Here is a 20,865-nt window from a genome sequence, read left to right as displayed (position 1 = left end):
AATTGCCAGAGGCTCAGGCCCGCTCCGCCACGGCTGCAGTTTCTTCCCCGGCGCCCGTCAAAAGCCGGACGAACTCATCCAGACCGGCCGCCTGATCCTTGCTGAGCAACAGGCCCTGCTTCGTGCGCCGCCAGAGAATATCTTCTGCCGCGCAGGCCCATTCATGCTGCACCAGAAAGCGAACCTCGCATTCGTAAAGCGTGCCGCCGAAATGGCGGCCGAGGCCGGATATATCGGTGGCCGGGCCGAGCAGATCTACCGCTTTGGTGCCGTAGTTCCTGACGAGGCGTTCCGCATGGCGGCGCTCAAGAAAGGGATAAAGGTCAATCAGTCCCCTCACTTGATTTTCATATCTCTCCGCGCCGAAATCGCCACCCGGCAGGTGGGAGCCCGCCGTCCATGGCTTGCCCTTCTCGCCGATGGCCGTGCCGATCTTTTCCAGCGCATGTTCGGCCAGCCGCCGATAGGTGGTCAGCTTGCCGCCGAAAATGTTGAGGAGCGGGGCTTCGCCGTTCCCCTCTTCCAACTTCAGCACGTAATCGCGGGTGGCCTCCTGTGCTTTCGAAGCACCGTCATCAAAAAGCGGCCGCACGCCGGAATAGGTCCAGACGATATCTTCCGGCTTTACCGCGTCGCTGAAATAGTCGCTTGCGGCATTGCAGAGGTAGGAAATCTCTTCCTCCGAGATGCGCACCTTCGCCGGATCACCCTGATAATCGCGGTCCGTTGTGCCGATCAGCGTGAAATCCCGCTCATAGGGAATGGCGAAGATGATGCGGTTATCAGGGTTCTGGAAGAAATAGGCGCGCGGATCGGAAAACTTCCTGCGCACGATGATGTGGCTGCCCTGCACGAGCCGGACATTATGAACATCCTGGCGGCCAAAGACGCCTGAAAGCACCTTGTCCACCCAGGGGCCGGCGGCATTCACCAGCATGCGCGCCTTGTGCGTGGCCGCCCGTCCGGTTTTTTCGTCCAGCGTTTCGATGAACCAGAGGCCGCCTTCACGCCGCGCGGAGACGACCCGTGTGCGGTTCATGATCGTCGCGCCGCGATTTGCCGCATCGCGCGCATTAAGCACCACGAAACGGGCGTCATCCACCCAGCCATCGGAATATTCGAAAGCCTTGGCGAAAGCCGGTTTCAGCGGTTTGCCCGCCGGGTCTCGCCTCAGATCGAGCGTGCGGGTTGCCGGCAGAAGTTTGCGGCCGCCGAGATTGTCATAAAGAAACAGGCCGAGCCGGACCATCCAGGCCGGGCGTATACCGCCCTTCTGGATGGGCAGAACGAAGCGCATCGGCCAGATGACATGCGGTGCCATGGCCCAGAGGATTTCCCGCTCCATCAGCGCTTCGCGCACCAGGCGGAATTCGTAGTGTTCGAGATAGCGCAGGCCGCCATGAATAAGCTTGGTCGCGGCGGACGAGGTGCCGGAGGCAAAATCACCCTTTTCCGCAAGCGCCACGGAATAGCCTCTGCCCACCGCATCGCGGGCAATGCCGCAGCCATTGATGCCGCCACCGATGACAAAAAGATCGAAAATATTCTCGCCGGACATAGAGCCTCCACGACAGCGCAGGGGATCGTATCCCCATCGTTGAAAGACAATTGCCATAAAAACGAAAACAAAACGAATGTCAAAAGAAAACAAACGAAACACGTTACGGCAAAGGCGGGCGGCCACTGCCCGCCGTCCACCGCATGGCCAGCGTCTTAGGGCGTCTGTGTTTCAGCCATGTGTCGGCTAGAACATTTCCAGTAAAAGCGGAATCGCTTTTACGTCTAGACAATGTGTCAAAACAAAAGGTTAGGACAGTTCTCGTGAACCGTTGTTCACGGGAACTGCCCCAACCTGCTCAAGCTCATAGAGCACGCCGCCCATGTCCTTCGGGTGCAGGAAAAGCACGGGATTGCCATGCGCGCCGATCTTCGGCTCGCCATCGCCCAGAATCCGGACGCCTTTTTTGACGAGATCATCGCGGGCCACGACAATATCAGGCACTTCGAAGCAGAGATGATGGGTGCCGCCGCCCGGGTTCCTGTCGAGGAAAGCGGCAATCGGCGAGCTTTCTCCGAGCGGATGAAGGAGTTCGATCTTGGTGTTGTCAGCCTGAATGAACACCACCGTCACACCATGTTCGGGCAGGGATTGTGGTTCCGATACATCTGCGCCAAGCGCCCTGTAACGGGCAATAGCGACATCGAGATCGGGCACCGCGATGGCGACGTGGTTCAATCTTCCAAACATGGGTGTTTTCCCTCACGCGTTGCGCCTGACGCCTTCAAGCAGGTCGAGAACCTTGTTGGCGGCGTCCATGACATTGGTGCCGGGTCCGAAGATTGCCGAAACCCCGTGGTCGAGCAGGAACTGGTAATCCTGCCGCGGAATGACGCCGCCAACGACGACGATGATGTCTTCCGCACCCTTGTGTTTCAGCGCCTCGACCAGCTGTGGCGCCAGCGTCTTGTGGCCGGCTGCCAGCGACGACATGCCGACCACATGCACCTTGTTCTGAACGGCAAGATCGGCCGCCTCATTGGGCGTCTGGAATAGCGGGCCGGCCAGGACATCAAAACCGATATCGCCGAAGGCGGAGGCGATGACCTTCGCGCCACGATCATGCCCGTCCTGCCCGAGCTTCGCGACCATGATGCGCGGTTTGGTGCCGATCCTTGCCGCAACGCCGGAAAGCCGGGCGGCGAGCGTGGCCAGCTCCGGCTCGTCCTTATAGGCTTCACCGTAAATATCGCTCACCACCTCCGGCACGGCAGCGTGATCGCCGAAGGCTACGCGCAGCGCATCGGAAATCTCGCCGACCGTGGCGCGGGCGCGGGCGGCTGCGACTGCCGCTTCGAGAATATTGCCCTTGCCGCTGCGGGCAACTTCGGAGAGCGTGGCGAGCGCCTTGGAAACATCTCCACCATCCCGGCGACGTTTGGTGTCCTCAAGCCGGCGGATTTGCGCGGCGCGCACGGCGGCGTTGTCGATATCGAGGACATCAATATCCTCTTCGGTCTCCAGCCGGTAGCGGTTGACCCCGACGATGACCTCTTCCCCTTTGTCGACCGCCGCCTGTCGGCGTGTCGCGGCCTCCTCGATCAGCCGTTTCGGCAGGCCCTCCGTCACGGCCTTGGTCATGCCGCCAAGCGCCTCGACTTCCTCGATCAGCGCCCAGGCCTTTTGCGCCAGTTCGTCCGTCAGGCTTTCAACATAATAAGAACCGGCCAGCGGATCGACGACCTTGGTGACGCCGGTTTCATGCTGGAGGATAAGCTGGGTATTACGGGCGATACGGGCGGAAAATTCTGTCGGCAGGGCAATGGCTTCATCGAAGGAATTGGTGTGCAGCGACTGCGTACCACCAAGCACGGCGGACATGGCCTCGAAGGCGGTGCGGACAATGTTGTTATAGGGATCCTGCTCCTGCAGGGACACGCCGGAAGTCTGGCAATGGGTGCGCAGCATCAGCGACGACGCCTTTTGCGGCTTGAACTCTTCCATAATGCGCGACCACAGGAAACGCGCGGCGCGCAGCTTGGCTGCTTCCATGAAGAAATTCATGCCGATGGCGAAAAAGAACGACAGGCGGCCGGCGAAATCATCGACATTCAGCCCTTTCGCAAGCGCGGCCCGCACATATTCCCGCCCATCCGCCAGCGTGAAGGCAAGCTCCTGCACCAGCGTCGCGCCCGCCTCCTGCATGTGATAGCCGGAGATCGAGATGGAGTTGAATTTAGGCATCTCTTTCGCGGTATATTCGATGATATCGGCGATGATGCGCATCGAAGGTTCGGGCGGATATATATAGGTATTGCGGACCATGAACTCCTTGAGGATATCGTTCTGGATGGTGCCGGAAAGTTTTTCGCGGGAAACGCCCTGTTCTTCACCAGCGACGATGAAATTGGCAAGCACCGGAATAACCGCGCCATTCATGGTCATCGATACCGAGACTTTTTCGAGCGGGATGCCGTCGAACAGGATTTTCATGTCCTCGACGCTGTCAATCGCCACTCCGGCCTTGCCGACATCGCCTTCCACCCGCGGATGGTCGCTATCGTAACCACGATGGGTGGCAAGATCGAAAGCCACGGAAACGCCCTGCTGGCCGGCAGCAAGCGCCTTGCGGTAAAAGGCATTTGAGGCCTCCGCCGTGGAGAAACCGGCATATTGGCGGATCGTCCATGGCCGCCCGGCATACATGGTGGCGCGCGGGCCGCGGGTGAAGGGCGCAAAGCCCGGCAGGCTTTCGAGATGCGACGTGTTTTGCAGGTCGTCGGCCGTATAAAGCGGCTTGACGTCAATGCCTTCAGGCGTGTGCCAGACGAGTGTTTCCGGTGACCGCTTCAGCTCCTTTTCGGCAAGCTGCAGCCAATCCCGCACCGTTTTTTCACCCGACATGCATCTCTCCCCTTCTGCATTTCATCTTAGCACTGTGGCGGGTGATCGTGACGAAAATCGAACGATCCGCCCGCAGGTCCGACCCCGTAAACCGCTCCGGCCCACATGCGTTCCGGAAAAACGGCAGCGGCCATCACTCAAATTCGAGGATCACCTCATCCACAGCAAGGCTGTCGCCCGGCTTTGCCGAAACTTTCGAGACGCGGCCGCGTTTTTCCGCACGCAGGATGTTTTCCATCTTCATGGCCTCAACCGTCGCCAGCGCCTGACCAGCCTCCACCTCGTCACCCTCGCTCACCGTGATGCCGGTGATGACGCCCGGCATGGGGCACAGCAGCAGTTTCGAGGTATCCGGCGGCAGTTTTTCCGGCATCAGCAACGCCAGTTCCGCCACGCGTGGGCTGCGCACGCGGGCGACAACATCCATGCCCCGCCAGCGAAGGCGGATCGCGGCCCCGGCAAGATCGATCTTGGCAGCGACTACCTCGCCCGCCACCGTGAACAGCCCGAGCCTCTGGCCGGGAAGCCAGCCGGTGTCGACCGTCAACGCTGTGCCGTCCTCAAAACGGATCGCCGTGCCATCTGCGCCGGTTTCAACGCCGACCCGGTGACGGGAAGCGCCTGATGACACGACCCAATCCTGGCCGACAATGCGGCGATGATTGCCGATGGTGCCGGAAATTTCCACCGCGCGGTTCTGCAACCGCTGCTGAATAATGGCCGCAATGGCAGAAAGCTGACGCGCCGAAGCCTCATCAGGCTCGACGCCGGAAAAGCCTTCCGGAAATTCTTCTGCGATAAAGCCCGTCGTCAGGCGCCCGGCGCGAAAACGCTCATGCTGCATGACGGCCGACAGGAACGGCAGGTTGTGGCCGATACCCTCCACCTCGAAACGGTCCAGCGCCTCTCCCATGGCGTCGATTGCCGTTTCACGGTCCTTACCCCAGCTGCACAACTTGGCGATCATCGGATCGTAATACATCGATATCTCGCCGCCTTCGAAAACGCCGGTATCGTTGCGGATCACAGTACCGTTTTCCTGCTCGCCTTCCTGAGGCGGGCGATAGCGCGTCAGCCGGCCGATGGAGGGCAGGAAGTTGCGATAGGGGTCTTCGGCATAAAGCCGGCTTTCAATCGCCCAGCCGTTCAGCTTCACATCCGCCTGCCCGAAGGACAGCTTTTCCCCGAACGCGACAAGGATCATCTGCTCGACCAGATCAATGCCGGTGACGAGTTCCGTCACCGGATGCTCCACCTGCAGGCGGGTGTTCATTTCCAGAAAATAGAAATTGCGGTTGCCATCAACGATGAATTCCACCGTTCCGGCAGAATGGTAGCCGACGGCCCTTGCCAGCGCCACGGCCTCTTCGCCCATGGCTTTTCGTGTCGCCTCATCCAGAAACGGCGACGGCGCTTCCTCGATGACCTTCTGGTTGCGGCGCTGGATCGAGCATTCGCGCTCACCGAGATAAAGAATATTGCCGTGCCGGTCGCCCAGCACCTGTATCTCGATATGGCGTGGCTGGGTGACGAATTTCTCGATGAAGATGCGGTCGTCGCCGAAAGAGGATTTCGCCTCGTTTTTCGAGGACTGGAAACCCTCACGCGCCTCGGCGTCGTTAAAGGCGATGCGCATGCCCTTGCCACCACCGCCGGCAGAGGCCTTGATCATCACGGGATAACCGATCTGTGACGCGATCTTGACCGCCTCTTCGGCATCGCCGATCAGCCCCATATGGCCGGGAACGGTGGAAACACCCGCTTCCGCCGCGAGTTTTTTCGAGGTGATCTTGTCACCCATCGCCTTGATGGCGCCAACGGGCGGGCCGATAAAAATGACGCCCGCCTTCTCCAGCGCCTCGGCAAAGGCGGCATTTTCCGACAGGAACCCGTAACCCGGATGCACCGCATCCGCCCCGGTCTTGGCGATTGCCTCAAGGATTTTGTCGATGACGATATAGGACTGCGACGAAGGGGCCGGGCCGATATGAATGGCCTCATCAGCCATCTTTACATGCAGCGCATTGGCATCTGCATCAGAATAGACCGCGACGGTGGCGATGCCCATTTTCTTAGCCGTCTTGATCACCCGGCAGGCGATTTCGCCACGATTGGCGATGAGGATTTTCTTGATCATGCGGTTATTCTCCCCTCGCATCGTCATCATCGTCGCGGAATTTCTTTTCATAGGGCATCAGCAAGATCGCCGAGGCAGCGGCCGCCGCGCCGAACAGGGACGCGATGGGCACGACGACCAGCAGCACCGGCACGACAGGATTTGCGGCCCGGCCGATCCGCGCGCCCAAACCGCCAATATCGAGAAAGATCAGTGCCGCACCGACGCAGATACCGATCAAAACACCAACCGCCGCATTGAGCGCCATGAAGCGCAGCATCTGCCGATGATCTTGCTGCGCGGCCTCCGGTGTCAGCCTGGGTTTCAGGTTACGATTGCCGGATGTCTTACCGGAGCCAGGGTGACGCCGCTGCCGCAGCCAGCGATGCAGCCAATCCATATCGATCTGAAATATACCGACACCCATTTCGCCTCCCTCCTCCATTATCAAACTTCACCCCGTCACCTGTCGCTTTCCGCTGAGGAATCCGCAGACACGGTCAGATAGGAAAAGGGCACGGCATCCGTCAGCCAAACGCCGTTATCGGCCAGGTAGAAACGGTAACCATCCGCAAACATCTTGGTGGCATCGACAATCAGGACCACAGGCTTTCCATGCCGTTGTCCGACGGCAAGCGCCGTCGTCCGGTCAGCGGAAAGATGAACCTGTTGTCTTTCCCCCGGGCGCAGGCCTTGCTGCAGGATGGAATCGAGAAAACGCGTCGCCGTACCGTGAAACAATTGCGGTGGCGGCTCGGCCGGCGGCTGGCCAAGATCGACCTTCACGGAATGCCCCTGCGCCGCCCGGATGCGGTGACCATCTTCTGACAGCGTGAAGCGCTTCTTGTCGCTTTCGGCGACAACCGCAAGCAAGCCTGCCTCATCGAGCGGCGTGCCGCTCGCATTGGCTTTTGCCAGCAGGTCTGCGACATCCGCCCAACCCTGATGATCCAGAGTGAGGCCAATACTTTCAGGCGCATGGCGCAGAACATAACTCAGGAACTTGCTGGTTGCTGCCGACATCGAATTTCATTCCCCGCTGGTGGATGACAGCACATTCAAATTTCGAAAAAATTCTCGAAGGATTCCGGGAAGTTCTGGCGGGCGACGCGCTCGTCGATGACAAGCATCGCCTGGTAGGACAGCGGATCGAAATTTTTTTCCGCCGGAAGAACTTCGCGGCCGAACAGCAGGTTGAGACGGGCAGCGTCGAGATTACCCCGCTCGAACGGTTCCGGACCGAAATGGTGCCAGAGCGAGTGCAGGAAGGCGGCGTCGATACGGTGTTCCTTGGAGTCGTCGCGCGCCCTGCGGGGTATCATCTTGATGGGCGTCACCCCTTTGGGGTTGGCGCGGCGGATGGTGAACTGGACGCCCGTGCTTGGCATGCCGGAGGGAAACCCCTTGTGTTTGGTCATTTCGGGCAGGTTCGCCATGTCTTTTCCTTCCAGAAGCATTTTCAGTAAAAGCGGTTTTGCTTTATGTCCTGACAATGCGCAAATTCAAATAATGGGAGCGCTTCCACGGTCCAATAAACCAGAAGCGCTCCAGTCTCTCGTTACTTGCCGATCTTGTCCTGCGTCTTCGTCTCGAAGTCGGAGGCATCGTGGCGTTCATGCAGTTGTTCGGACGGATCGCCCGAGGTCTTGTTGACGATCACGCCGCGTTTTACCGCCGGGCGTTCGCCGATTTCAAGCGTCCAGCGCATGAGGTTCTTGTAGCTATCGCCTTCAAGGAAAGCACCGGCATCACCATAGGCCTGACCGATCGCGATCTTGCCATACCACGGCCAGACGGCCATGTCGGCAATCGTGTATTCGTCACCGGCCAGATAACGATTTTCGGCGAGATGCCGGTCCAGCACGTCCAGCTGGCGTTTCACTTCCATGGCGTAGCGATCGATGGCGTATTTGATCTTCACCGGCGCATAAGCGTAGAAATGCCCGAAACCGCCGCCGAGGAAGGGGGCGGAGCCCATCTGCCAGAACAGCCAGTTCAGCGCCTGCGTGCGGGCATTGCCCTCTTTGGGCAGGAAAGCGCCGAATTTTTCCGCGAGATAAACGAGGATCGAACCGCTTTCGAAAACCCGCGTCGGCTCTGATGTGGAATGATCCATCAGCGCCGGGATCTTGGAATTCGGATTGACGCCGACAAAACCGGAACCGAACTGGTCGCCTTCGCCGATCTTGATCAGCCACGCATCATATTCGGCGCCCTTGTGGCCAGCGGCCAGCAATTCTTCCAGCATGATGGAAACCTTCTGGCCATTCGGCGTCGCCAGCGAATAAAGCTGCAGCGGATGTTTGCCGACCGGCAGTTCCTTTTCATGGGTGGGACCGGCAATCGGGCGATTGATATTGGCGAACTGGCCGCCATTGCCCTTGTCCCAGGTCCAGACCTTGGGCACTTCATATCCGGCGGGGAAATTATCTGCAGAGGAATTTTCGGCCATAAAACTCTGTCCTTGTGCGTTTCGGGAGGGCATCCGAAGGTCCGGGCGCCTGAACATCATTATAGTAAGGTGGCCGAAGCATTTTTCCAGCCCCGTAGCGGATCAGAGCGGAATGGTATCGTGTTTCTTCCAGCGGGTTTCGACACTCTTGTTGCGCAGCGAGGCAAATGCACGGGCGATGCGGCGGCGCGAGGAATGCGGCATGATCACCTCGTCGATGAAACCACGTTCCGCCGCCACGAACGGATTGGCGAAACGCTCCTCATATTCCTTCGTGCGCGCGGCAATCTTCTCGGGATCGGCAAGCTCGGAGCGATAGAGGATTTCCGCCGCACCCTTGGCGCCCATGACCGCGATTTCCGCCGTCGGCCAGGCGTAGTTCACATCTGCGCCAATGTGCTTTGAGGCCATCACGTCATAAGCGCCGCCATAGGCCTTGCGCGTAATCAGCGTCACCATCGGCACCGTGGCCTCCGAATAGGCGAAGAGAAGTTTCGCGCCGTGCTTGATGACACCGCCATATTCCTGCGCCGTACCCGGCAGGAAGCCCGGCACATCCACCAGCGTCAGCAGCGGAATGTTGAAGGCATCGCAGAAGCGTACGAAACGGGCGGCCTTGCGCGAACTGTCGATGTCGAGGCAGCCGGCCAGCACCATCGGCTGGTTGGCCACAACCCCCACCGTCTGGCCTTCGAGACGAATGAAGCCGGTGATGATGTTGCGAGCAAAGGCCTCCTGCAACTCAAAGAAATCGCCCTCGTCGGCCAGCGCGTGGATCAGTTCCTTCATGTCATAGGGCTTGTTGGAACTATCGGGGATCAGCGTATCCAGCCGTGCCTCTAGCCGCGCCGGATCGTCATGGAACGGACGCACCGGCGGCTTTTCGCGATTGTTGAGCGGCAGGAAATCGAACAGCAGCCGCACATGTTCCAGCGTTTCGATGTCGTTTTCGTAAGCGCCATCGGCGACAGAGGATTTTTTCGTATGGGTGGAGGCCCCGCCAAGTTCTTCGGCCGTGACGATTTCGTTCGTTACCGTCTTCACCACATCCGGCCCGGTGACGAACATGTAGGAGGTGTCGCGCACCATGAAGATGAAATCTGTCATGGCGGGCGAATAAACGGCACCACCGGCACATGGCCCCATGATGACGGAGATTTGCGGAACGACGCCGGAGGCGACGACATTGCGCTTGAAGACGTCGGCATAACCGCCAAGCGAGGCGACACCCTCCTGAATGCGCGCGCCGCCGCTGTCGTTGAGCCCAATCACCGGCGCGCCGTTCCTGACCGCCATATCCATGATCTTGCAGATTTTCTGGGCGTGGGTTTCCGAGAGCGAACCGCCAAGCACGGTGAAATCCTGGGAAAACACATAGACCTGCCGGCCATTGATGGTGCCCCAGCCGGTAACGACGCCATCGCCGGCGATCTTCTGCCCCGCCATGCCGAAATCCACCGCCCGGTGGGTGACATACATGTCGTATTCTTCGAAGGAACCTTCATCCAAAAGCACGTCGATACGCTCGCGCGCGGTCAGCTTGCCCTTGGCATGCTGCGCCTCGATGCGCTTGACGCCACCGCCGAGCCTTGCCTCTTCCCGCCGCGTTTCCAACTGCTCCAGAATGCCGGGCATGTTTCCTCCATGCGTTGTCATTACGATCCATAGCCCAGAAAATAGTCGTCCAGAAGCCTTGATCGTGCGCGTATGCGTGCCATAAATATTTGCAATATTAAATTTTGCAAAGTTGCAACATGGCGACGGAAAAACTCTTCATCGGCCGCAAGGTTCGCGGCCTTCGCGAAAATGCCCGCGCCACGCAGGCGCAATTTGCCGAACGGCTGGGCATCTCCGCAAGTTACCTGAACCAGATCGAGAACAACCAGCGTCCGGTTTCGGCCAGCGTTCTGGTGACGCTGGTGGAGAAATTTCAGCTCGACATGGCGGAACTGGCGACCGGCGAAAACGACCGGCTGGTTTCCGCCGTGCGCGAGGCGCTGAAAGATCCGCTGTTCATGAATTACGAACCGGGGCTTCAGGAATTGAAGCTGATTGCCCAGAACGCTCCCGGTTTTGCCCATGCACTGCTGCGCGCCCATCAGGCTTACCGGCAGAACAGCGAACAGCTGGTGCAGCTGGACGACCGGCTGGGCCGCGGCACCGCGCAGGTGGAAAGAACCCCCTATGAAGAGGTGCGTGACTTCTTCCACTTCGTCGACAATTACGTCGCCGAAATCGACCTTCTGGCCGAGGAGCTGGCGCAGGAACTGGAGATAGAAGGCGGCGAGACCTACGGCATTCTGGCGGCGCATCTGCGCGGCCGCTACGGCATCCACATCACAAGAACCGAGGCGGCGGGCGGCCTGATACGGCATTTCGACCCTGCCGGCAAAACGCTCGCCCTCAGCTCCTACATGGCAGCGCCGACCCGCAGCTTTCAGCTGGCATTGCAGATCGCCCAGCTTCACGCCGGCGCTTCCGTAGACAGGCTGCTGGCCAGCGCCGGTTTCCGCAATGCCGAAGCCGCGGAAATCTGTCGTATCGGGCTGCACAATTATTTCGCCGCAGCCCTCATCCTGCCCTATGGCCGCTTTCACCGCGCGGCGCAGGAGCTGCGGCATGATCTCGAGCTTCTGGCCGTGCGTTTCGGCGCGAGCCTAGAACAGGTGGCGCATAGGCTCAGCACGCTGCAACGGCCGGGCTTGAAGGGCGTGCCGATCTTCTTTGCCAAGATCGACCGCGCCGGCAACATCACCAAACGCCACAGCGCTACACGACTGCAATTTGCCCGTTTCGGCGCGGCCTGTCCGCTGTGGAACATCCATCAGGCTTTCGAAAGTTCCGACAGGATCGTGCGGCAGCTGGCGGAAACGCCTGACGGCGTGCGCTATCTTTCCATCGCCACCCAGATCGAGAAGGCCGGTGCCGGTTTCAATACCGAGAGGCCGCGTTACGCCATCGCGCTTGGCTGCGAAATTTCCCATGCGCAGAATTTCGTTTATGCCGATACGCTCGATCTCGGCAATTCAGCCTCCTTCAAACCGATCGGCATTTCCTGTCGGGTCTGCGAAAGGGTGGATTGCGTGCAGCGCGCCGTACCGCCGCTGAAACGCAAACTGCAATTCGACCACCTTTCGCGTGGAGCATTGCCCTACAGCATCGCAGATTTTTAGCCTTTGGAGCCCGCTTATGGCAGCGGCACCATGGCGCGACGCATGATATTGGCATAATAACCCCAGAAAAGCCGGGCGGCCACCGAGCGCCACGGCGACCAGAGTGTCGCCCGCTCCGCCAGCCATTTCGCCTCCGGCCTCACTTCCAGATCAAGCGCATGCGCCACTGCCGATCTCAGCGCCACATCGCCGACCGGAAAAATATCCGGATGTCCGCCGCAGAACATCAGATAGACCTCCGCCGTCCATGGGCCGATACCACGAAGCGCGACCAGCTCGGAAAGGGCAGTTCCCGGCTCCTTGCGCACTACGCCGTCCAGATCGACCTGCCCTTCCGTGACGGCACGCGCCAGCCCTTCCAGCGTCGTTGCCTTGGCACGGGAAAGGCCAAAGGTGGCGCGTAACTCCTCCGGTGCGGCGAGATAATTTTCCGCCGTAACCACGCCATCGGTGCCGGCAAGGATTCGCGCCCAGATGGCATTGGCGCTGGCGCGCGACACCATCTGCGAGACGATGATGTGGGCAAGGCCGGCAAAGCCGGGCTCATGAATGCGCAGTTCCAGCGGGCCGGCTTTTTCGATGACGAGGCTGAGCGCGGGATCGAGGCGGGCGAGATGCTCCAGCCCTTCGTTGATATCATCCATTCTGGTAATGATTTTCATCTTCGCATTCCGTATCCGTCCCACACGCAGCCGGCTGGCGGGGTGCTTTAAAACATGGCAGAAGAAACCATGCCTTCGCCTCTCCGTCAAAAACCGGTTTACCGATTTGCGCCAAGCCCTAACGGCCTGTTGCATCTCGGCCATGCGCTTTCCGCCTTCCTGAACCATGATATGGCGCGGGACAATGGCGGCCGCTTTCTGCTGCGTATCGAAGATATCGACCAGACGCGCTGCACACCGGAATTGGAGCAGGCGATCTATGACGATCTCGGCTGGCTGGAGCTAGCCTGGGAAAACCCTGTCCGGCGTCAATCGGATCATTTCGATGCGTATCGCGTGGCGCTGGACAGGCTGATCGACGCGGGCCTTGCCTATCCTGCCTTTCTGAGCCGTGGAGAAACCAAGGCGATCGTCAAAGCCTTCGAGGCCGATGGCGGGCTCTGGCCGCGCGATCCGGATGGCGCGCCGCTCTATCCATCGGTGGACCGCGAAAGGCCCGAGGCGGAACGGGCAATACTCCTCGCCGCCGGTCAGCAACATGCCTGGCGGCTTGATATGGAAAAAGCGATCCGCGCCGCCGGCAGCCCCCTGTTGTGGCAGGAGAGCGGCGATGGCGAGACGGGGAAAATCGAGGCCCAGCCGGCACTCTGGGGTGATGTGGTGCTGTCGCGTTCCGACGCGCCTTCGAGCTATCATCTTTCCGTTGTGGTGGATGATGCGCTGCAGGGCATAACCCATGTGGTGCGCGGCATGGATCTGTTCCACGCAACCACCATTCACCGGCTGCTGCAACACCTGCTGGACCTGCCGCAACCCGTCTATCACCATCACCGGCTGATTTTGGGCGCGGACGGGCGCAAGCTTTCGAAAAGCGAAGGCAGCACCGGGCTTGCCGCCCTTCGCGCCGAAGGGGCGACGCCCTCAGATATCCGCCGGCTTGTCGGCCTCCTCTAGCGCCCGCTCGCGGCGAGCGCCGTTGCCGCCGATATTGCGGCGGATGATCTGCCGCACCTTGTATTTCATGAGTGCGGCATTGACCTCCGCACCCAGCATGAAGATGACGCCGACCATATAAAGAAAAACCAGCACCACCATGACAGAGGCGAGACCCGCATAGGTCGCGGCATAATTGGCGAAGGTGGAGAGGTAGTAGGCAAAGATTGCCGCACCGATGACCCAGAAGATCATCGTCAGCAAAATGCCGGGCCAGACGTCCCAGATGCGCCGCTTGCCGGCAGGAAGCCACAGATGCGCGGCCACCAGCCCCGCCGTCAGCACGACGATGGTGCCGTAAAGACCGAGGTTGGAAATGGTGTTCAGCACATCCGTCAGCCATGGAAACCGCGCTTCGGCAAAGGAGGTGGCGACCGGCACGGCGACGAGCACGATGCTGATGCCGGTAAAGACCACCACCGCGATCAGCACATAAAGCAGGCTGAGCAGACGGGTAATGTACCACCAGCGTGTTTCGGTGACGCGATAGGCGCGGTTCAGCGAAATTCTCAGCGCCTCGACGCCATTGGAGGCAAAATAGGCGGCGGCCAGCACCGAGATCGTCAGCAGTCCGCCGCGCGGAATGGTGAGCACCTGCTGCACCTGCGCCGCAAGCGGCCCGGCAATCGCTTCCGGCCAGGTGTCGAAAATCAGATGCACCGCCGTTTCGGAAAACTGGTCGGCGCCCAGAAAACCGGCCAGAGCCGTGCCGAAGATCAGGAACGGGAAAAGCGCCAGAAGAATGGACAGCGCCATATGGCTCGCCATCGCCCAGCCGTCGTCCTCGGCGAAATGGGAATAGGCATCGAAGGCAACCTTGCCTGCCAGGCGCACTGCGGCAACCATGTCACCTCCATTCATCGGCATTTCATTTGTAACTTCGAGCCGAATATGGGAAATCAGCTTTGCTTTGTACAGCGCGCAAACCCGTCTTTCGGTTCCCGCCGGGGGCACGAATTTTGCGCAATTCAATTTTCGCGGGCCAGACCATCGGGCCAGAACACCATTCGGCTTTCCGGAGCGGCAGATGTCTGAAAAACCCGTCATCATCATCACTGGATGTTCCTCGGGCATCGGCGCTTATTGCGCCGGCGCACTCCAGCGGGACGGCTGGCGGGTCTTTGCCACCGTGCGCCGCATCGTCGACATGGCCGCGCTTGAAAATCAGGGTATCGAAACCCTGATCATGGACTACACCAAACCCGAGACCATTGCCGCGCTGGTGGATACCGTCGCAGCCCGGACCGGCGGCCGCATCGACGCCCTGTTCAACAACGGCGCCTATGGCCAGCCCGGTGCGGTGGAAGATCTGCCGGTGGAGGCGCTGCGGGCACAGTTCGAAACCAATGTCTTCGGCTGGCACGATCTCACACGACGGGTCATTCCCTTCATGCGCAAGCGTGGTTCGGGCCGTATCGTGCATTGCTCCTCCATTCTCGGCCTCGTACCCTATCGGTATCGTGGCGCCTACACCGCGTCGAAATTCGCGATCGAGGGGCTGGGCGTGACCCTGCGCATGGAACTTCAGGGCAGTGGCATCCATGTGAGCCTGATCGAACCCGGTCCGATCACCTCGAAATTCACGGCGACGGCGCTTGCCCATGTCAGGGACAAGATCGATCTCGAAAATTCAGCCCATGCGGTGGAATATAAACGTCAGCTGGCGCGCATGGATGGCTCAGGCCCCGTCAACCGCCACAAGCTTGGCCCCGAGGCCGTTTATGCCGTGCTGAAACACGCCCTGACCGCCGCGAAACCAAAACCGCATTATCCCGTCACCGTTCCAGCCAAACAGGGTCTGTTGCTGAAACGGCTCTTGCCTGCCGGACTGTTCTATCGTCTGCTGCGCAGATTCGATTGAGGAGGAGTAACCCCTAAATGTCCGGCTTCACCAGTGTTCTGGCCCTTATCGTCATGGGCCTTGTCGTCATCGTGCTGATACGTGGCCTTTTCAACATGCTGAAGGGACAGGACGCCAACCGTTCCAACAAGCTGATGCAGCTTCGTCTGCTTTTACAGGCCATCGCCATCGCACTGATCATGCTGACACTCTGGCTCACCGGCGGCGGCCGCTGACATGGTGAAACTGAACAAGATCTACACGCGCACTGGCGACAAGGGCACGACGGCGCTGGTTTCCGGCCCGCGCCGCCTGAAGCACGATCTGCGCGTCGAGGCCTATGGCACGGTGGACGAGACCAATTCGGCCATAGGCATGGTGCGGCTGCACACGAGCGGGCTGGAAAAGCTTGATGCCATGCTGTTCCGCATCCAGAACGACCTCTTCGATCTCGGCGCCGACCTCGCCACGCCTGACAGCGGCGAGCCGCTGTCCTACGAACCACTGCGTATCGTCGAAAGCCAGGTTACCCGGCTCGAAAACGAAATCGATGAACTCAACGCGACGCTCGAACCGCTGACATCTTTCGTGCTGCCGGGTGGCAGTGCCGCAGCGGCCAATCTGCATATGGCGCGCACGATCTGCCGCCGGGCGGAAAGGCTGATGGTGGCCCTTTCAGTCACCGAGAACGAGACCGTCAGCCCAGCGGCCATCAAATACGCCAACCGCCTGTCCGACTTCCTGTTCGTCGCAGCGCGTTTCGCCAATGAAACGGGCAAGGCCGACATTTTATGGGTTCCCGGCAAGAACCGCTAAAAACCTGAGACAATCGCGCAATCAAAGGGCATTCGATGTTCATACCGCTGCACGACGCGAATTCCCTGAAACACATCCGGCTGCAATATGTCACGATCGGCCTGATCGTCGTCAATGTGCTGGTCTGGCTGTTTACCGGCGTGCTTGCCAGCGACACGGAGGCCAATGCCGCCGCACTTGGCCTCGGCTTCATTCCGGCAGTGGTGTTCGATTATGCCTATCTGGAACCGGCCCTGCAGGTGGTGCCTGATGACCTGACTGTCGTCACCTATGCGTTCCTGCACCTCGATTTCTGGCATCTGGCCGGTAACATGCTGTTTCTCTGGGTCTTCGGCGACAATGTCGAGGACGCGCTTGGCCATTTCCAGTTCCTGATCTTCTATCTCGCCTGCGCCATCGCCGGTGCGCTGCTGCACGGTTTTGTCGGCCCGACGTCGGAAGGACCGTTGATCGGCGCGTCGGGTGCGGTTTCCGGTGTCGTCGCGGCGTATTTCCTGCTGCATCCGAAAGTGCGCGTCTGGGTGCTGGTCTTCATGCGTATTCCGCTGCCCCTGCCCGCCTTCATTCCGCTGGCGCTGTGGATTGGCCAGCAGTTCCTGATGCTGGCGCTCGGGCTGGAAGAAAATGTCTCCTGGGGCGCCCATGTGGGCGGCATATTGGCAGGCGCCGTCCTGGTGCTTTTCATGCGCAGGCCGGATGTTCCGCTGTTCGACCGCACCATTGTTCCGCCGAGGGCGGCGCAGTTCAAGAATCCGTCGCAAACGGCAGGGTTGTCGCAAATCGAACGGGGCTATGACGGGGGCGGATAAGCCCGTTCGGAAGAGATAAAGTATTTACGTTAACGTCAACGTAAGATATGCCTTACGTGCATGTGATAATGAACATTGCTCCGTTGTATTTGCGGGAAAAATGCTTATCCATGTCGCCAACCTGTTTTTGGAGGTCCGCGCGGTCTATTCACCAAGCGGACAGGAGTTTGAGGAAAGCCGCCGATGAAAATCCTTGTCCCCGTTAAACGAGTCGTCGATTACAACGTGAAGATCCGCGTGAAATCGGATGGTTCTGGCGTTGAGCTTGCCAATGTGAAGATGTCGATGAACCCGTTCGACGAAATCTCGGTGGAAGAGGCGCTTCGTCTGAAGGAAGCCGGCAAGGCCGAAGAGGTTGTGGTCGTGTCCATCGGCCCGGCCAAAGCGGAAGAAACGCTGCGCACCGCGCTTGCCATGGGTGCTGACCGCGCCATTCTGATCGAGACCGACGAAACGGTCGAGCCGCTTGCCGTTGCCAAGCTTCTGAAGGGCGTGGCAGAGGCTGAACAGCCCGGTCTCGTCATCGTCGGCAAGCAGGCGATCGACGACGATTCGAACCAGACCGGCCAGATGCTCGCAGCGCTTCTCGGCTGGGGCCAGGGCACGTTTGCCTCGAAGGTCGAGCCTTCTGACGGCAAGGTTGCGGTCACCCGCGAAGTTGATGGCGGCCTGCAGACCGTTGAGCTGAAGCTTCCCGCCGTTGTCACCACCGATCTTCGCCTGAACGAGCCGCGTTATGCCTCGCTGCCGAACATCATGAAGGCCAAGAAGAAGCCGCTCGATAAAAAGGCTCCGGCCGATTTCGGCGTCGATGTTTCGCCGCGCCTCAAGGTGCTGAAGACCGAGGAGCCGGCAGGCCGCAAGGCCGGCATCAAGGTCGGCTCGGTTGCCGAGCTGGTCGAAAAGCTCAAAGCCGACGGCGTCCTCTAAGGTTTAGGAAAAGGGAGATATTCTCATGGCCATTCTTCTTCTGGCAGAACACGACAACGCAACCCTTTCCGACCTGACGGCAAAGACGCTGACGGCAGCCACCCAGATCGGCGGCGATGTCCACGTGCTGGTCGCCGGCTCCGGTGCGAAGGGCGCTGCCGATGCGGCTGCGAAACTGTCCGGCGTTTCCAAGGTGCTCCTTGCCGACGACGCCTCCTATGCCAATTCGCTGGCAGAGCCGCTGGCGGCGCTGATCATCTCGCTCGCACCGTCCTATGATGTGATCCTCGCACCAGCCACCGCATCTGCCAAAAACGTGTTGCCGCGTGTGGCAGCGCTTCTCGACGTCGCGCAGGTTTCGGAAATCATCGAGGTCGTCAGCCCGGACACCTTCAAGCGTCCGATCTATGCCGGCAACGCCATCCAGACCGTGCAGGCAACCGACGCCAAGAAGGTCATCACCGTGCGCCCGACTGCTTTTGCGGCAGCAGCGGAAGGCGGTTCGGCAGCGGTTGAAACCATCGGTGCTGCCGAAAACCCCGGCCTCTCCAGCTTCGTTTCCGATGCACTGGCCTCGTCCGACCGTCCGGAACTGACATCTGCGAAGATCATCATCTCGGGTGGCCGCGCACTTGGCTCCTCGGAAAAGTTCAAGGAAGTCATTCTTCCCGTTGCCGACAAGCTGGGGGCCGCCGTCGGCGCAAGCCGCGCCGCAGTGGATGCCGGTTATGCACCCAACGACTGGCAGGTCGGCCAGACCGGCAAGGTGGTTGCTCCGCAGCTTTACATCGCCGCGGGCATTTCGGGCGCCATCCAGCATCTGGCCGGCATGAAGGACTCGAAGGTCATCGTCGCCATCAACAAGGACGAAGAGGCACCGATCTTCCAGGTTGCCGATTACGGCCTCGTCGCCGATCTGTTCGAGGCGCTTCCAGAATTGCAAAAGGCGCTTTGATTTTAACCAGCCAAGCAAGGCGGCGCGTTTTTTGAACGCGCCGCCTTCTCTTTTCCGGCGATATGCGTAACATCGCCGACAATAACGCAGACCAGCCACAGGAGAACAGCATATGACCGCCCCCTTTAAGAATATCGGTGTCATCGGAGCCGGTCAGATGGGGTGCGGCATCGCGCATGTTTCCGCCTTGGCAGGCTACAAGGTTCATATCTACGATCTGTCCAAGGATGGCATCGAAGCCGGCCTTGCCACGATCAATGGCAACCTTGCCCGCCAGGTCACCAACGGCAAGCTTTCCGACGATGCCCGCAAACAGGCACTGGCCCTGATCAGCGGATCGACGGATATAAACGATCTCGCACCGATGGATATCGTCATTGAGGCCGCGACCGAGAACGAGGAGATCAAGCGCAAGATTTATGCGCAGGTCTGCCCGGTCCTGAAACCGGAAGCGCTGCTCGCCACGAATACCTCGTCGCTTTCCATCACCCGTCTTGCATCTGCGACCGACCGTCCCGAACAGTTCATGGGCATTCACTTCATGAACCCGGTGCCCGTAATGAAGCTCGTGGAACTGGTGCGCGGCATCGCCACCAACGAAAAGACCTTCGACGCGGCCAAGGATTATGTGCGCACGCTGGAAAAGGCGATCACCGTCGCCGAGGATTTCCCGGCCTTCATCGTCAACCGCATCCTGCTGCCGATGATCAACGAGGCGATCTATACGCTTTACGAAGGCGTCGGTTCGGTGGAAGCCATCGACACCGCCATGCGGCTTGGCGCAAACCACCCGATGGGACCGCTGCAACTTGCCGACTTCATCGGTCTCGACACCTGTTTGTCGATCATGCAGGTGCTGCATGACGGTCTGGCCGACAGCAAATACCGCCCCTGCCCGCTGCTGGTGAAATATGTCGAGGCCGGCTGGCTCGGCCGCAAATCCGGCCGTGGTTTTTACGACTATCGCGGCGAGACACCGGTTCCGACGCGCTGAGGCGTAAGGATCAGCTGCGGGAGGAAGCACCCTCCCGCGCGACCGGAAAAATTATCTGGCCTTCACCGCCGATACCAGCGCCTTGGCATCTTCGCTATCCCACGCCGCCGGACCATTCATCGCCGCGAGCAGACAGCCGTTTTCGTCAAGCAGCATGGTTGCCGGCAGGCCGAAGGCGAGGCCTTCCTTTTTCAGCGTGTTGAAAACGCCCATGGAACTGTCGCGGTAAAGCTTCAGCGCATCGATCTTGTATTCGTCCATGAAAGCTTTCGGCTTTTCGTCCGCGCCGATGTCGATATTGACGGTGACCACCTCGAAATCATCGCCGCCCTTTTCCTTCTCCAGCGCATTCAGCGCCGGCATTTCCTCCCGGCATGGTACACACCATGTGGCCCATAGGTTGAGAAGGACCGCCTTGCCCTTGAGATCGGTGAGCGTCATATCCTGCGCTTCCGGCCCCTTGAAGGACAGCGGGACGACACGCGGTCTATCCGCGGCCGACATGGCGGCCACCTGGCCCTTCAGAAAGGGTTTCAGCGAGGCGATGCGGTTTGCGGCACCCTCACATAAACCGGCGTCAGCGACCGCTGCCCCTTGAACCGGGCTCTCAGACCCAATATGCCTGAACCAAACCGCGCCCGCGCCGCACAAGACACCGGCAACGGCAGCAATTGCAACCAATTTGGCGGAAGGAAGCCTGAACGGCCTTTTTTCTGTCATCGA

21 protein-coding genes are annotated in these 20,865 nt (G+C 59.9%); 9 read left to right on the top strand and 12 right to left on the bottom strand.

The features are described 5' to 3' along the window. Positions 1-13: 13 nt before the first annotated feature. The 9 genes from M0412_RS14595 to M0412_RS14555 form a co-directional block, all read right to left on the bottom strand. A complete protein-coding gene (locus M0412_RS14595; RefSeq protein WP_269699102.1) occupies positions 14-1,558 on the bottom strand; it encodes a glycerol-3-phosphate dehydrogenase in 1,545 nt (514 codons plus the stop codon). 249 nt (positions 1,559-1,807) lie between these two features. Further along, positions 1,808-2,248 (bottom strand): methylmalonyl-CoA epimerase, encoded by a 441-nt coding sequence (mce, locus tag M0412_RS14590; RefSeq protein WP_269699101.1) that lies wholly within the window; start codon positions 2,246-2,248, stop codon positions 1,808-1,810. Between the two features lie 12 nt (positions 2,249-2,260). After that, positions 2,261-4,402: a methylmalonyl-CoA mutase gene (gene scpA / locus M0412_RS14585; RefSeq protein WP_269699100.1), complete on the bottom strand. Its 2,142-nt coding sequence runs from the start codon at positions 4,400-4,402 to the stop codon at positions 2,261-2,263. Between the two features lie 133 nt (positions 4,403-4,535). Then, a complete protein-coding gene (locus tag M0412_RS14580; protein ID WP_269699099.1) occupies positions 4,536-6,539 on the bottom strand; it encodes an acetyl/propionyl/methylcrotonyl-CoA carboxylase subunit alpha in 2,004 nt (667 codons plus the stop codon). Between the two features lie 4 nt (positions 6,540-6,543). Further along, positions 6,544-6,945 (bottom strand): hypothetical protein, encoded by a 402-nt coding sequence (locus tag M0412_RS14575; RefSeq protein WP_269699098.1) that lies wholly within the window; start codon positions 6,943-6,945, stop codon positions 6,544-6,546. A 35-nt stretch (positions 6,946-6,980) separates the two neighbouring features. After that, positions 6,981-7,541 carry an RNA 2'-phosphotransferase gene (locus M0412_RS14570; protein ID WP_269699097.1) on the bottom strand — a complete coding sequence of 187 codons (561 nt, stop codon included), beginning with the start codon at positions 7,539-7,541 and terminating at the stop codon, positions 6,981-6,983. 35 nt (positions 7,542-7,576) lie between these two features. Then, a complete protein-coding gene (locus M0412_RS14565; protein ID WP_046799812.1) occupies positions 7,577-7,954 on the bottom strand; it encodes a hypothetical protein in 378 nt (125 codons plus the stop codon). A gap of 122 nt (positions 7,955-8,076) precedes the next feature. Then, positions 8,077-8,970, bottom strand: a complete 894-nt coding sequence (gene yghU / locus M0412_RS14560; RefSeq protein ID WP_142841473.1) for a glutathione-dependent disulfide-bond oxidoreductase — start codon at positions 8,968-8,970, stop codon at positions 8,077-8,079. 102 nt (positions 8,971-9,072) lie between these two features. Further along, complete coding sequence (locus M0412_RS14555) at positions 9,073-10,605, bottom strand: acyl-CoA carboxylase subunit beta (protein ID WP_142841474.1); 1,533 nt, start codon at positions 10,603-10,605, stop codon at positions 9,073-9,075. A gap of 119 nt (positions 10,606-10,724) precedes the next feature. On the opposite strand from M0412_RS14555, the gene M0412_RS14550 reads away from it, so the two are divergent. Then, entirely contained in the window at positions 10,725-12,143 is a 1,419-nt protein-coding gene (locus M0412_RS14550; RefSeq protein WP_142841475.1) for a short-chain fatty acyl-CoA regulator family protein, read from the top strand. 14 nt (positions 12,144-12,157) lie between these two features. Here the strand turns inward: M0412_RS14550 and M0412_RS14545 are convergent, their stop codons facing one another. Beyond that, complete coding sequence (locus M0412_RS14545; protein ID WP_142841476.1) at positions 12,158-12,805, bottom strand: DNA-3-methyladenine glycosylase; 648 nt, start codon at positions 12,803-12,805, stop codon at positions 12,158-12,160. 54 nt (positions 12,806-12,859) lie between these two features. On the opposite strand from M0412_RS14545, the gene gluQRS reads away from it, so the two are divergent. Then, positions 12,860-13,759 carry a tRNA glutamyl-Q(34) synthetase GluQRS gene (gene gluQRS / locus M0412_RS14540; protein WP_269699096.1) on the top strand — a complete coding sequence of 300 codons (900 nt, stop codon included), beginning with the start codon at positions 12,860-12,862 and terminating at the stop codon, positions 13,757-13,759. Here the strand turns inward: gluQRS and M0412_RS14535 are convergent. Then, complete coding sequence (locus tag M0412_RS14535; protein WP_269699095.1) at positions 13,727-14,644, bottom strand: YihY/virulence factor BrkB family protein; 918 nt, start codon at positions 14,642-14,644, stop codon at positions 13,727-13,729. The genes gluQRS and M0412_RS14535 overlap by 33 nt on opposite strands. Positions 14,645-14,825: 181 nt before the next feature. Between M0412_RS14535 and M0412_RS14530 the strand changes: the two genes are divergently transcribed. The 7 genes from M0412_RS14530 (at position 14,826) to M0412_RS14500 (ending at position 20,142) form a co-directional block, all read left to right on the top strand. Continuing rightward, the gene (locus tag M0412_RS14530; protein WP_269699093.1) at positions 14,826-15,659 is read left to right on the top strand and encodes an SDR family oxidoreductase; all 834 of its coding nucleotides are present in this window, start codon (positions 14,826-14,828) and stop codon (positions 15,657-15,659) included. 17 nt (positions 15,660-15,676) lie between these two features. Next, positions 15,677-15,874, top strand: a complete 198-nt coding sequence (locus M0412_RS14525; RefSeq protein ID WP_142856156.1) for a twin transmembrane helix small protein — start codon at positions 15,677-15,679, stop codon at positions 15,872-15,874. A 1-nt stretch (position 15,875) separates the two neighbouring features. After that, on the top strand, positions 15,876-16,454 hold the full coding sequence (locus M0412_RS14520; protein ID WP_269699091.1) for a cob(I)yrinic acid a,c-diamide adenosyltransferase: 579 nt from the start codon (positions 15,876-15,878) through the stop codon (positions 16,452-16,454). Between the two features lie 35 nt (positions 16,455-16,489). Next, complete coding sequence (locus M0412_RS14515; protein WP_269699089.1) at positions 16,490-17,263, top strand: rhomboid family intramembrane serine protease; 774 nt, start codon at positions 16,490-16,492, stop codon at positions 17,261-17,263. 183 nt (positions 17,264-17,446) lie between these two features. Next, positions 17,447-18,193, top strand: a complete 747-nt coding sequence (locus M0412_RS14510) for an electron transfer flavoprotein subunit beta/FixA family protein (protein ID WP_035222604.1) — start codon at positions 17,447-17,449, stop codon at positions 18,191-18,193. Positions 18,194-18,218: 25 nt separating this feature from the next. Beyond that, positions 18,219-19,148, top strand: a complete 930-nt coding sequence (locus M0412_RS14505; RefSeq protein ID WP_142841482.1) for an electron transfer flavoprotein subunit alpha/FixB family protein — start codon at positions 18,219-18,221, stop codon at positions 19,146-19,148. 112 nt (positions 19,149-19,260) lie between these two features. Continuing rightward, entirely contained in the window at positions 19,261-20,142 is an 882-nt protein-coding gene (locus M0412_RS14500) for a 3-hydroxybutyryl-CoA dehydrogenase (RefSeq protein WP_142841483.1), read from the top strand. 51 nt (positions 20,143-20,193) lie between these two features. Here the strand turns inward: M0412_RS14500 and M0412_RS14495 are convergent, their stop codons facing one another. Next, positions 20,194-20,862, bottom strand: coding sequence for a TlpA disulfide reductase family protein (locus M0412_RS14495; RefSeq protein ID WP_269699088.1), 669 nt, complete (start codon positions 20,860-20,862; stop codon positions 20,194-20,196). Positions 20,863-20,865 lie beyond the last annotated feature (3 nt).

This window comes from Agrobacterium sp. O3.4, from assembly GCF_041414895.1.
GTDB lineage: Bacteria > Pseudomonadota > Alphaproteobacteria > Rhizobiales > Rhizobiaceae > Agrobacterium > Agrobacterium cucumeris.
This window is presented reverse-complemented; position numbering and strand designations above follow the sequence as displayed.

Coding starts and splice junctions, on each gene's coding strand:
- M0412_RS14565 (WP_046799812.1), bottom strand. CDS start 7,954: ATGGCGAACCTGCCCGAAATGACCAAACACAAGGGGTTTCCCTCCGGC.
- M0412_RS14525 (WP_142856156.1), top strand. CDS start 15,677: ATGTCCGGCTTCACCAGTGTTCTGGCCCTTATCGTCATGGGCCTTGTC.
- scpA (WP_269699100.1), bottom strand. CDS start 4,402: ATGTCGGGTGAAAAAACGGTGCGGGATTGGCTGCAGCTTGCCGAAAAG.
- M0412_RS14535 (WP_269699095.1), bottom strand. CDS start 14,644: ATGGTTGCCGCAGTGCGCCTGGCAGGCAAGGTTGCCTTCGATGCCTAT.
- M0412_RS14515 (WP_269699089.1), top strand. CDS start 16,490: ATGTTCATACCGCTGCACGACGCGAATTCCCTGAAACACATCCGGCTG.
- M0412_RS14495 (WP_269699088.1), bottom strand. CDS start 20,862: ATGACAGAAAAAAGGCCGTTCAGGCTTCCTTCCGCCAAATTGGTTGCA.
- M0412_RS14520 (WP_269699091.1), top strand. CDS start 15,876: ATGGTGAAACTGAACAAGATCTACACGCGCACTGGCGACAAGGGCACG.
- M0412_RS14505 (WP_142841482.1), top strand. CDS start 18,219: ATGGCCATTCTTCTTCTGGCAGAACACGACAACGCAACCCTTTCCGAC.
- M0412_RS14500 (WP_142841483.1), top strand. CDS start 19,261: ATGACCGCCCCCTTTAAGAATATCGGTGTCATCGGAGCCGGTCAGATG.
- yghU (WP_142841473.1), bottom strand. CDS start 8,970: ATGGCCGAAAATTCCTCTGCAGATAATTTCCCCGCCGGATATGAAGTG.
- M0412_RS14530 (WP_269699093.1), top strand. CDS start 14,826: ATGTCTGAAAAACCCGTCATCATCATCACTGGATGTTCCTCGGGCATC.
- M0412_RS14570 (WP_269699097.1), bottom strand. CDS start 7,541: ATGTCGGCAGCAACCAGCAAGTTCCTGAGTTATGTTCTGCGCCATGCG.
- mce (WP_269699101.1), bottom strand. CDS start 2,248: ATGTTTGGAAGATTGAACCACGTCGCCATCGCGGTGCCCGATCTCGAT.
- M0412_RS14545 (WP_142841476.1), bottom strand. CDS start 12,805: ATGAAAATCATTACCAGAATGGATGATATCAACGAAGGGCTGGAGCAT.
- M0412_RS14575 (WP_269699098.1), bottom strand. CDS start 6,945: ATGGGTGTCGGTATATTTCAGATCGATATGGATTGGCTGCATCGCTGG.
- M0412_RS14550 (WP_142841475.1), top strand. CDS start 10,725: ATGGCGACGGAAAAACTCTTCATCGGCCGCAAGGTTCGCGGCCTTCGC.
- M0412_RS14510 (WP_035222604.1), top strand. CDS start 17,447: ATGAAAATCCTTGTCCCCGTTAAACGAGTCGTCGATTACAACGTGAAG.
- gluQRS (WP_269699096.1), top strand. CDS start 12,860: ATGGCAGAAGAAACCATGCCTTCGCCTCTCCGTCAAAAACCGGTTTAC.
- M0412_RS14555 (WP_142841474.1), bottom strand. CDS start 10,605: ATGCCCGGCATTCTGGAGCAGTTGGAAACGCGGCGGGAAGAGGCAAGG.
- M0412_RS14580 (WP_269699099.1), bottom strand. CDS start 6,539: ATGATCAAGAAAATCCTCATCGCCAATCGTGGCGAAATCGCCTGCCGG.
- M0412_RS14595 (WP_269699102.1), bottom strand. CDS start 1,558: ATGTCCGGCGAGAATATTTTCGATCTTTTTGTCATCGGTGGCGGCATC.